We start from the raw sequence: 11,775 nt of genomic DNA, 5'->3' as shown, positions 1-11,775 counted from the left end.
GTCCGCTCCGCTGCCGCTTAACGTAATCATCATGAGTCCGTCCAAGGAAGCGGACTTGTTTACTTCCAAAGATTTGCCAGATACGATGGAGGAGCTAGGGCACTCTGGCCGAAACTTAGAGCATACCCAATATGCCGAAATAGGCCGGTAAAGCTTCACCCGTATTTGCGGAACGCGTGAGCGGTTACTCCGGTGTTTCAACTGAGTTAAGCGAAAGCACAACTCGCGGGAATGCGGATTTAAACTACCAGCGACACGAAGGTTTTTGCCTCACAAACACGGTACACAGAAGAAAAGAAGCCAGCGGCGGGCAGAAAACAAGCCAGCGGCCACGTATCAGCAAATCGTCTTTGCATCTTGTTTCCTTTCGGGACATGCAGCTCATGAGAGCGCTGCACTGTGTTCTTCCTGTCTTAAAACTTGAGCTTGAATGAGAGGATAGGCGTCTTCATGCGTAGATACGGCGTCTTTGACGACAGAATCAGCAGTCCAGGCAGGGCTGATTCCCATAACTGATCTTTGGACCGATTTTCCAGAAGAGTTCCAAGATTTCCCCCAGCACGCAAATTTCAGGTTCACTCTTTTCAAAGCGCATGGCGACACCAGAGCTTTTCAATTCTGAAGTTGGATATCCTGAGGATTCGCAACGCACGTCCGTTGCCTATCCTGAGTTCGCGGTCGCGCAGCCAACGGCGGTTCCGGCCAATCTCCCGATCGCGACGTTCGCGTACCGGGTGGTCAAACCTGCGTTCGATCTGGCGCTGATCTTCTTTGCGCTTCCAATTCTGCTGCCCCTCGGCCTGCTGATCGCGCTGGTGATCTGCGCTACTTCGCGCGGCTCGGCGCTTTATCGGCACCGGCGCCTTGGGCAGTTCCAGAATCCAATTTATGTGTGGAAGTTCCGCACCATGTACAAGGACAGCGACCGCCTGCTGGAGCACTACCTGAGCACCGATGCGGAAGCGCGCCGTGAGTGGTCGGAAACCCACAAGCTGAAGTCCGATCCGCGCATTACGCCGATCGGCCGCTTCCTGCGCTCGACCAGTCTGGATGAGATTCCGCAGCTGCTGAACGTGCTTGCGGGCGAAATGAGCATTGTGGGACCGCGCCCAATCGTCGACAAGGAAAAGAGCAAGTACGGCATCTACCTGCAGATGTTTTCCTACGCAGTGCCGGGCATTACCGGCCTGTGGCAGACTTCAGGACGCTGCGATCTGAGCTACAACCAGCGTGTGCAGCTCGACATGCGGTACGTGACCCGCTGGAGCCTGTGGATGGAATTGAAGATCGTGCTGAAGACCATCTTCGTCATGATTCACCGCGAAGGCGCCTACTAGCGAACCTTTGCAGTCTTGGAAGTGAACCCTTGGGGTGGCCCGGCTTAGCCGCGAGCCACCCCAAGTGCTTTCAGAATGCTCCGCGTCTCGGCTTCCCACGAGGGCAGGCGAACGCCGAAGTGAGCAGCAAGCTTCTCATTCGACATCACGGAGTTGGTCGGACGCTTTGCAGGCGTGGGATATTCCGACGCAGGAATGCCGGTGACAGTGGCCCATCCCTGCTCGCGCGGCAGAGCAGCCGCATCGAAGATGGCCTGCGCGAAGCCAGCCCACGAGGTCTCTCCGGCGCAGCTCATGTGATAAACATCACTGGCCACGCTCTTGATTCCTTCCGAAGCGAGCACAGCCTTCGTGCCCTCCGCCAGAGCGTGGGTCGAGGTGGGCGCACCATACTGATCGTTCACGATCTTCAGAGCATCGCGCTCTGCGCCGAGCTTGAGCATCGTGCGGAGGAAGTTCTTACCCTCCGCGCTGACGACCCAGCTGGTGCGGAAGATGAAGGCACGGGCGCCGGTAGCGAGGATGTTCCTCTCGCCTTCGAGCTTGGTGGCTCCATAGACATTCAGCGGACCAGTCGCATCGTCTTCGACCCACGGGCTGCTCTTGCTGCCATCGAAGACATAATCCGTCGAATAGTGGACCAGCAGCGCGCCGCGCGTCTTCGCCTCTTCGGCCAGAACGCCGGGGGCCTCCGCGTTGACAAGCGCAGCCAGCTCCGGCTCAGACTCCGCCTTATCGACCGCGGTATAGGCGGCGGCGTTGAGGATCAGCGTGGGCTCGAAGGCCTGAACGGCGCTCCGTACCTGATCGAGATTGGCCAGGTCGCAGCGGTCACGCCCTAGCGCCTCGACGAGACCCTCGCCCGCGAAGGTTCGCTGGAGGGCCTGGCCGAGCTGTCCATTCGCACCAAGGATAAGGATGCGCTGCTCTGCCATTACGCGAAGACCTCGGCTGAGGCAAAGCGCTGGCCCTGCTGATCCTTGTCGGAGACGATGGCACTGGCCGCATCGAGCTGCCAGTCAATCGCGAGATCGGGGTCGTTCCACAGGATGGTGCGCTCGCCCTGCGGGGCGTAGTAGTCGGTGACTTTATAGGCGAAGCCTGCAGTCTCGGAGAGTACGGCGAAGCCGTGGCCGAAGCCTGCGGGGATCCAGAGCATGGCGGCGTTTTCTGCCGAGAGCTCGACGGCGACGTGCTTGCCGAAGTGCGGCGAGCTGCGGCGCAGGTCTACGGCAACGTCAATGACCCGGCCGAAGGCCACGCGCACGAGCTTCCCCTGCGGCTGCACCACCTGGTAATGCAGGCCGCGCACTACGCCGTGCTTCGATACGGAGAAGTTGTCCTGCACCCAGTGGGTCGGCAGTCCGGCTTCCTGCATCACGCGCTCGTTGTAGGTCTCGCAGAAGTGGCCGCGCGCATCACCGAAGACGCGGGGCGTGAAGATCAGTACACCGGGGAGGGCTGTTTCTGTCACAGTCATGGTGCTAAATGGCCTCGAGGTTTGTGTTCGTGTCCTTTGCCAGTGCGAGCAGGTACTGGCCGTAGCCGCTCTTGCGCACGGGAGCAGCGAGCTTTTCGAGGGCTTCGCGCGTGATGTAGCCGTAGCGATAGGCGATCTCTTCCGGGCAGGCGATCTTGAGGCCCTGGCGCTTCTCGATGGTCTGGATAAACATGCCAGCCTCGAAGAGCGAGTCATGCGTGCCGGTATCGAGCCACGCCATACCGCGGCTCATCACTTCGACATCGAGCTTTCCGGCTTCGAGGTAAATCTTGTTCACATCGGTGATCTCAAGCTCGCCGCGCGGTGAGGGCTTGAGGTCGGAGGCGATGCGCACCACTTCGTTGTCGTAGAAGTAGAGACCGGTAACCGCGAAGTGCGACTTCGGCTTCTCGGGCTTCTCTTCAAGGCTGACCGCACGGCCGGTAGCGTCAAATTCGACGACGCCGTAACGCTCGGGATCGTGAACCTGGTAAGCAAATACAGTCGCGCCGCTGGTCTTGCCTGCTGCGCGCTTCAACTGGCCGGAGAGCGAGTGGCCGTAGAAGATGTTGTCGCCGAGAACGAGCGCGCAAGCGTCGTCCCCGATGAAGTCCTTGCCGATGACGAAGGCCTGCGCCAGACCATCCGGGCTGGGCTGCACGGCATAGGTCAGCGAAATGCCCCAGCGGCTGCCGTCCCCGAGCAGCTCTTCGAAACGCGAGGTGTCCTGCGGCGTAGAGATGATCAGGATCTCGCGGATTCCCGCCAGCAACAGCGTGCTGAGCGGGTAGTAGATCATCGGCTTGTCATAAACCGGCAGGAGCTGCTTCGAGATCACGTGCGTGACCGGATAAAGCCGCGTGCCCGAGCCGCCGGCGAGGATAATGCCCTTCATAGCGAGAGCCTTTCTGCGTAGTTCGTCTCGATCCACTGCTGGTAGGCGCCGGACCGAATTTCATTCACCCAGTCGAGGTGCTCGAGATACCAGGAGACGGTGCTGCGGATGCCGGCTTCGAAGTCCAGCGACGGCTGCCAGCCCAGTTCGCGGGTGATCTTCTCGGCGTTGATCGCGTAGCGGCGATCGTGGCCCGGACGATCCTTCACGTAGGTAATCAGGCTGCGGCGGCTGCCGATCTTCGCGTCGGGGCGAAGTTCATCGAGTAGGTCGCAGATGGTGTTCACCACGTGGATGTTGTTGCGCTCGCTGTTGCCGCCGACGTTGTAGGTCTCGCCGAGACGGCCACGCTCGAGCACCGCACGGATGGCGCTGCAATGGTCTTCGACGAAAAGCCAGTCGCGGATGTTTAGGCCGTCGCCATAGACCGGCAGCGGCTTGCCCTCAAGCGCGTTGAGGATCATCAGCGGAATGAGCTTCTCCGGGAACTGGAAGGGACCGTAGTTGTTCGAGCAGTTGGTGGTAAGCGTCGGCAGCCCGTAGGTATGGTGATAGGCGCGCACCAGGTGGTCGGAGCCGGCCTTGGATGCAGCATACGGGCTGTTGGGCGCGTAGGGCGTGGTCTCGGAGAAGGCCGGATCGTTCGGCTCGAGCGTGCCGTAAACCTCGTCCGTTGAGACGTGCAGAAAGCGAAAGGCCTCCTTGTCGCCGGTCGGCAGCTTGTCCCAGTACTGCTTGGCAGCCTGGAGCAGCGTAAAGGTGCCGAAGACGTTGGTCTGCACGAAGGCATCGGGCCCGGTGATCGAGCGATCGACGTGGCTCTCCGCGGCGAAGTGCAGAATGGCGCGCGGCTGGTACTTCTCAAAGAGAGAAGCGATCAACGCGGCATCGCAGATATCTCCGCGTACGAAGGTATGCCGCGAGTTGCCGTCGAGCGAAGTCAGGTTGCCGCGATTGCCTGCATACGTCAGCGCATCGAGGTTCACAACCTCTGAGCCTGTGTTTGCAATCCATTGCAAGACAAAGTTGGAACCGATAAAGCCGGCGCCGCCGGTCACGATGACACAGTCGTTCATACTTCTGCCCTTCCTGAGACAGTCTCCTGCCCCGGTGAGTCACCCAGGTTTTTGTTGCGCTACTCCAGGATTGCGATTGCGGCCGCACCGAATGCCAGCGACGAGAACAGCTGCGAGAACTCCAGGAATCCGCGCAGATTCGACGGTCCGTAGGTCTTCTCCGGCACTACCAGAGTATCTCCCGGATAGACCGGCGTAGCGTCAAAGGTATTGCCCCACACACCGCTGGTCGCCTGCCGACTGACGACGGAACCGTCGGCGCGGATCAGGAAGATGTGCTTGCGGTCGGCGTCCCGATTGGGGCCGCCAGCAAGGCGCAGGTAATCCGCAAGCTTGCGGTCGGGGTGAAATACGAAGGAGTTTTGGTCGTAGACCGAACCAACCACATTGATGCCAGCTGGATGCGAAGGCACGATAAATTCGTCCCCATCTTCAAGCGGCAGGTCCGGCAACGCGGCGACGCCCGTGCTATCCGGCTTCACCTGTAACACCATGCGCCCGGTGGCGCGAATCTGCTGCAGCTTGTTGACCAGATCGCGCTCGGCGATCAGCGCCGTGTTCGCGCTGGCAAGATCTTGCGCTGAAGCAACGGCGGACGAGGTCTCCGCCAGCATGCCGCGCGAGATTTCGAGTTGCACATTGGAAATGTACTGGTCGATGCGCTGCTGCTGAATCACGCGGGTGGATTCACGCGTGAACTGCGAGCCGTAGAGGTAAGCATCCGGCGAGAGACCACCGGCGCGGGCCACCAGCTCACGTAGCGTCTCACCCGGCTTCACGCTGTAAACGCCGGAATGCACGAACTCGCCTTCGAGGCGCACAAACTTGGTCTGCTGCGCCTGCGGCACGTGGATGTCGGCCTGCGAGAAGACGCTGATGACGTCGCCCGGCTGAAGCTCGAGATTCTGGCTGGGATCGTGATTGAGCACTAGCTTGCCCAGGTCGAAGGGGATGAGCGTGGTCTTGAGATCGTCCTTGTTCAGACGTTCGATGACGGCGTAGCTCCAGTCGATTTCAGGAGCCGGCAGCTGCACCGTGGTGCGATGCTCACCCGCAGAGGCGGTGTGGGGCGGTGCCAGTCCAGCTTCCCGCTCAGGGGTGCTGCCTTCATTCGCGGCACGATCCTTCGGATCGATCGGCCAGCCGAGAGCGTCCGTCGCCTGGTCGTCCGGAGACGCGCTGAAGGCGTCCATATTCTGACCGTTCGTCTGATCGACGGTGGAGTAATTCGACCTGGATGTAGACGAAGTCGTGCCGCCCGACTGCGCAATCGCCGAGTTGGGATCGTAGATGCAAGGCTGATTGCCCGGCGTCATAGACGCGACATTGCTCTGGTTGCTGGCGCTGGTGGTGCCATTCGCCATGGCGCTGAGGCTGGTATTCGTGGTCGTAAGGCAGTCCTGGATCCGGCGCGTCATCGACTGCTGGCGGAAACGGAGATCCACGGGATTTGTGGGCTGCTGCTGGGACGAGAGATAGGGAACCGGTTCGAACTCAGGAGCAGGCAGTCCAAGCTGCGCGCGCTTCAGCCAGTAGTTCCGGGTCAACAGGGAGTCCTTATCCGGAATCAGATCGGACAGGCGCATCCCCTCGTGCCAGGCAAAATGACCAGGATTCACGGTATTACCGCGCAACGTCACGCTCTTCTGATAGCTGGGCACGATCGAAAGCAGGCGCACGATGTCGCCATTCTCGAGAACCGTGGAGAGGCCGGTCGGATCGTAAGAGACTTCCATCGCCTGACGCTGCTCATGGTCGGCGATGCGGTCGATGGAGATCCGGGAGCCGCCTGCAACGGTGGAGGCACCACCGGCTGCGGAGAGGATTTCATCGAGGCTGGTGTCGCCACGGAGCTCATAAATACCGGGGCGGCGGACGGCACCGGTAAGCGCCACCTGCGGTCCTGCCGGAGGGATATAGACGACATCACCGGACTCGACCTTGACGTCCTTCGACTTATCGCCCTTGACGAGCAGGTCATAAAGATCGAAGTCGGCGATCTGCTGGCCGCCGCGTTTGAGGTAGACATGGCGGAGCGAGCCGCTCACAGAAGGGCCACCGCTGGTAAAGAGCACGTCGACCAGAGTGCTGAGCGAGCTGACGGTATAGGTGCCCGGACGGTGCGCCTGGCCTACGACATAGACCTGCACGGCGCGAATCTGGCCGATATCCGCAGTAAGGTCGAAATGGCGATAGACGCGGCCGACGGCCTGGCGAACGTGATCATCGAGCGTCTGGAAGGGCAATCCAGCTACGTGCACCGGGCCGACCTGCGGCAGATAGATCTCGCCGGAGCGATCGACGCGGACATTGGCAGTGAAATTCACCTGTCCCCATACGCGGATGCGGAGCAGGTCTCCAGGACCGATGACGTAATCCGGGGGCACCGGGGTCTGGTCCACGGGCGAAAAGGTAGAAGGGCCATTCTGGAAGAGGCTGGCGCCGAAGATGGGCAGCATCTGGCCGGTCGTGCCGGCAACGAACTTCTGGAAGTCGGTCAGTGGCTGCGCGGGAAGGCGCTCGGTCAGCTGCTGGCGGGCAAGCTGGACACCCAACGTCGAGGTGTCGTTGTAGTTCATCGGCTGGCCGACCATATTCTGCTGCGAGCCGTTCGTCCCCGACAATCCGGTCTGCGAGCCGCTCATGCCGGATGTGCCCTGCGAGCCGGAGGTCGTCTGCATGGAGGACCCCTGGCAGGTAGCACTGCTCGCGAGAAGAGGATCCGAACAGTCGCCCTGCGATGACGTATCGCTCATCGAGGTAGAAGAATCGGAAGATGTCGAAGTCTGCGCAAACCCGAGCTGCGAGAGCGTCAGGAGAAACACGCCGGAGGCCAGGACCAGTTGCCTACGCATAAGAAGAAGCCGGCGCGTCGGGGCCAGGAAGCCTGCCGCGGGACCAGCGAATCATACCCCTTGCCTGAGAAGTTAGCGAACGACTTATTGCCAGCCCTGAATTCAGGGCGAGCTCCATCTTCGCTTATTTTAACCCTCTCATTCGACGGTGAGAGTCAGGCTAACGGTATGAGTAACTCCGGGAGCGGTTCCGGTGACAGTCAGTGAGTAATTTCCCGATGTGGTGGTGCCGCTCCCGCTGCCTCCGCTCTCCGAAGAGCCGCCACTGGCCCGGACCCCGCAGGCAATCGGCATGAGCAACAGCACGGCCAGCACAAGAAGGCGGAGCATGCGCCTCGCGTCGAACCGCCGCCGGATCGTCATCCACGGCAGAGCGAGGGCAAGTAGCAGCATCGGCCCTCCGCGAACGGCCTTTCCATAAAAATTCATACGGGACGTGGCAGCGGACGCGCTTGTCCCCGTGGTGACAGTCACCGTGGCCGAGGCATTGGACACGCCGTTCAGGGTGAGCGATGCAGGGTTGACGGTGCAGGTGGCTGTCGAGGGCGCGCCGGAACAGCTGAGCGCGACCGTCCCGGTAGAACCGCTCACCGGAAGAATCTGCACCATATATGTGGCAGTCTGGCCGCTGGTGATGGTCGCGGTCGACGAGCCACTGACCTGGAGTGAAAAATCCTCTCCGGAGCCGCTGAGCGCGACGGTCAGCGCCGTAACGAGCCCGGTCCCGGTGATCGTAAGCGTGCTGCTGCGTGCGCCGACCTGCGTCAGTGAGAAGACGATGCCCAGCGAACAGGCGGCTGCAGCCGTGAGCGCACTGCCGCAGCCTCCGCTGGCGAGCGAAAAGTCTCCGTCGATGGAGTATTGGAGGCCGCTAAGTCCGGCACTGCTGTTGTTGGTGAGCGTAACCGTCATGGGCGGACTGGTGGCGCCGACACCGTAATTGCCGAAGTTAAGAGTGGCCGGAGCAGCCGAGATGCCCGCCGGGGCAAGACCGGCACCGCTCAGGCTTACAGTCTGCACGCGAAGCGCGTCGCTCACCGTGAGCGTTCCCTGCGCGGAGCCGACGGCCTGCGGCACGAACTGCACGAGGATGACGCAGCTGGAGTGGCCCGGAAGCGAAGTGCCGCAGTTGTTCACCACCTGAAAGGCCCCGGAGACCTGCGTAGCGATGAGCGGCAGGGCCTGATCGCCGCTGTTCGTGAGGGTGATGGACTGCGCGGCGCTCACGGTGCCGATCAGCTGCGCCGCGAAGCTCAGACTTGCCGGCGAAAGGTTATCCGTGGGCGGCGACTGCCCCACGCCGGTCAGCAACGCTGTCTGCGCACCAATGCTGTCGGTCACCGTCAGCGCGCCGGCACGCGTGCCCGAAGCCGTGGGAGCGAAGACCACGCTGATGGTGCAGCCGGTGTTCGCGGTCAGGGTGCTGCCGCAACTGTTCGCGGTGATGGAGAAGTCGCCCGATACAGATTCGCCGGTAAGCGTGGCGGTGGCGCCTCCTGTATTCGAGATGGTGATATTGCTCGCCGGAGACTTGCTGCCGATGGACGTCGTCGGGAATGTCACGTCCACAGGGGTGAGGACGATCGAAGATGGCGCCAAACCTATGCCGGAGAGCGGCACTGTTACCTGCCCAGTGGGAACATTGGCAAAGAGGGTGAGCACGCCGGTGCGCGTGCCGGTCGCAGTAGGCAGAAAATAGACCTCGACCACGCAGCCGTCTCCGGGCGAAACCGGGGCGGAGCAGGTGTCGGACTCGGTGAAGTCTCCGGTAACCGAGATCTGCGTGATGGCCAACGCAAGAGAGCCGGTGTTCTTCACGAACAACTGCTGCGGAGCGCTCAGGGTCCCGCCCTGCTCAGGGTTGAAGCTGAGCGACGCGGGCGTCACCGACATGGAAGTCAATGCCGTCGCCGAAGACAGCAGCGGAATCTGCCAGATGCCTCGGCCGTAGGTCGCCACACGCAGGCCGGAGGTCGAGCTGTCACTGTAGATGGCCAGCTGCACCGCCGGTGCGTTCGGCAGCGAGGTGCCGTAGAGCGACCAGCAGCTGTCCGCGGTATCGAGGCAATCGGAGACCGCCGTCGTGGCCCAGACTCCGGCATCCGTGGCGAGATAGACGATGTTGGCGTTGCCGGGATCGACCACGACGCTGTTGACCGGCACATTCGGCAGAGTGCTGGTGAGGTTTTGCCAATGGGCTCCGCCATCCACCGAACGGTAGATGGTGGGCGCGCCTGCTCCATTGGCGCTGAAGGCCGAGATCGTCGCATAGACCGTGTTACCGGTCGCGTCGTGCGGATCGACGTAGACGCTCGAGATATCGAAGCCGCCGGGGTTGAAGAGGCTGCTGTTGGCCGCAGGCTGGTTGACCGGCGAAAGCGCCAGATCCGTCCACTGCGTCGACGCGCCGGACTGGGCGCTCACCGATGCCGAGAACAGATGCCCGGCGATGGACTCGCCGCCGTCCAGAGGGCCGGCCATGCCCGCGTAAATCTGCTCCGTGCTGCCGCCGGATGCGGCAAGCGAGCGAATCTCGGCGTTGCCATCGCATTCCGGCCCCTGATCGCCGTCGAGCATGCCGCTGAGCAGGTTGCTGCCGCTGTTCCAGCCGCCGGTGCCGGGACCTCTCCAGACGCGACAGGTACCCAGAACCACATTCGCGGTGTTCTGCGGATCGAGCAGCCACGGCGCGGGGATCGTCTGCGTATCGCCGTCGCCGCTCACATCCGCGCTGCCAATCGCCACCGAACCGAAGCCGGCGAGGGTGCAGTCCGAGCCAGTCGTGCAGCGGTTGATGCCGACACCGAACTCCGAGGTGGCGTACCAGTTCTGCGGGCTCGCCGGGTCGATCGCCGCGCCCGATCCGAAGCCGTCGAGCACCTGAAGCCATGGGGTACCACCAGATTGCGGCGCGGCTGTGCCGAGGCTGCCGAGCGAAGCCATCTGGTTCGCGCTGTTGCTCGCGTCCTCGGCGAGGCTTTCGACCTCGGCCAGCGAGCCGATGCCTCCGTTGAGGTTCTGGAAGTGCGTGGCGTCGTCGCTCGAACAGCTCTGCTGCTGTTGGTTCACGAGATCGGTGCTGCGCCAGAGGCCGCCGTCGTTGCCGAAATAGAGGATGCCCTGCGCCGCGGCGGTCGCATCGACGGCGTGCTGCGCCGGGGCCACGCCGGAGGCCATGCAGGTCTGATCGTTGGTCGTATTGCGCCAGGCACAGGCGTTCGCCAGGCTGCACCGGAAGAGATCATAAGTGCCGGCGAAGAGCAGCGTGTCCTGCTGCGAAGGCACCGCGGCAAGAACAAGATCGTAGTCGGCCTGGGGAATCGTCACATCGCCGCCTCCGACTTCGAGCGCGGTATCCGCGATTCGCGTACCCCATTGCACCGACGCATTCGTGCAGGACGATGGCGTGGGTGTGCCGGCGTTGCAGACATCCTGCCAGAGGCCCTGATCCTGATTGTTCTGGTCGACGGTCAGCGCGAAGAGATCCCCGGTGACCGGCTGCACGGCGAGCGCGGCGCGGAAGATGGGGCAATTTTGCGACGGAGGTGCACCGGTATTGGCAGGGCAGTTTACAGTGGTCAGATTTGTGCCCGGCTGGTTGGCCATGCGTGTCCAGGTCACGCCGTCCGGCGACTGATAGAAACCGTGGAAGCGCACCGCAGCGATAAAGAGCTTGCGGATGGAATTCCAGACCACGGCTGTCGCCGGATTGCCGCTGCCATTGGCGATCTGGCTGGATTGCACCAGCTTGCCTGTGCCGTCCGTGATCGTGGCCAGCTGCCAGGTTTGCCCGGAGTCGTTCGAATAGTAGAGCCCGAGGACCGCGTCCGCTACCGGGCCAAGGCCGAGCTGTGCGCCCGGCCGTCGTCCGAGGTTCTACCCGCCCTGACCGCGTGGGCCGCCGGTCTCGATCCGGCCGACCCGGGCTATGAGCACCACGTTCTGGAGGCCCTGTGGGTTCACCAGACGTACGACGTGGTCGACCTGGACCTGCTGAAGCGCTGCCTCACGGCGTCCGACCCCCGGGCCCGCGCCGCCGCGGTGCGCGTCCTCTGCTGCTGGCGCGACCGCACGCCCGACGCACTGGAGATCCTCCGCGGACTGGCCCGCGACGAACACCCGCGCGTCCGGC

General features: G+C 62.5%; 8 protein-coding genes. 2 read left to right on the top strand and 6 right to left on the bottom strand.

Annotation, left to right across the window (positions count from 1 at the left end; genetic code table 11):
• Positions 1 to 593 precede the first annotated feature (593 nt).
• Positions 594 to 1,337 carry a sugar transferase gene (locus QM649_RS19410; RefSeq protein ID WP_415200735.1) on the top strand — a complete coding sequence of 248 codons (744 nt, stop codon included), beginning with the start codon at positions 594 to 596 and terminating at the stop codon, positions 1,335 to 1,337.
• Between the two features lie 44 nt (positions 1,338 to 1,381).
• On the opposite strand, the gene rfbD is transcribed toward QM649_RS19410, so the two are convergent.
• The 6 genes from rfbD to QM649_RS19380 all read right to left on the bottom strand — a co-directional run bounded on the left by rfbD (position 1,382) and on the right by QM649_RS19380 (position 11,387).
• Positions 1,382 to 2,272 carry a dTDP-4-dehydrorhamnose reductase gene (gene rfbD / locus QM649_RS19405; RefSeq protein ID WP_415200734.1) on the bottom strand — a complete coding sequence of 297 codons (891 nt, stop codon included), beginning with the start codon at positions 2,270 to 2,272 and terminating at the stop codon, positions 1,382 to 1,384.
• Entirely contained in the window at positions 2,272 to 2,817 is a 546-nt protein-coding gene (gene rfbC / locus QM649_RS19400; RefSeq protein WP_415200733.1) for a dTDP-4-dehydrorhamnose 3,5-epimerase, read from the bottom strand. The genes rfbD and rfbC overlap by 1 nt, the downstream gene beginning before the upstream one ends.
• 4 nt (positions 2,818 to 2,821) lie before the next feature.
• Positions 2,822 to 3,712 (bottom strand): glucose-1-phosphate thymidylyltransferase RfbA, encoded by an 891-nt coding sequence (rfbA, locus tag QM649_RS19395; protein ID WP_415200732.1) that lies wholly within the window; start codon positions 3,710 to 3,712, stop codon positions 2,822 to 2,824.
• Positions 3,709 to 4,788, bottom strand: coding sequence for a dTDP-glucose 4,6-dehydratase (gene rfbB / locus QM649_RS19390; protein ID WP_415200731.1), 1,080 nt, complete (start codon positions 4,786 to 4,788; stop codon positions 3,709 to 3,711). Before rfbB ends, rfbA begins: the two co-directional genes overlap by 4 nt.
• A 59-nt stretch (positions 4,789 to 4,847) precedes the next feature.
• On the bottom strand, positions 4,848 to 7,469 hold the full coding sequence (locus QM649_RS19385; protein WP_415200730.1) for an SLBB domain-containing protein: 2,622 nt from the start codon (positions 7,467 to 7,469) through the stop codon (positions 4,848 to 4,850).
• A 312-nt stretch (positions 7,470 to 7,781) separates the two neighbouring features.
• Entirely contained in the window at positions 7,782 to 11,387 is a 3,606-nt protein-coding gene (locus QM649_RS19380; RefSeq protein ID WP_415200729.1) for a choice-of-anchor D domain-containing protein, read from the bottom strand.
• 42 nt (positions 11,388 to 11,429) lie between these two features.
• Here QM649_RS19380 and QM649_RS19375 point away from each other — a divergent pair.
• Positions 11,430 to 11,775, top strand: a 346-nt coding sequence (locus QM649_RS19375) for a HEAT repeat domain-containing protein (RefSeq protein ID WP_415200728.1), incomplete at its 3' end; no start/stop codon positions are given.

This window comes from Silvibacterium sp., from assembly GCF_047605705.1.
GTDB lineage: Bacteria > Acidobacteriota > Terriglobia > Terriglobales > Acidobacteriaceae > Silvibacterium.
Note: the sequence above shows the minus strand (reverse complement) of the source record. Positions and strands in the feature narration are given on the sequence as shown.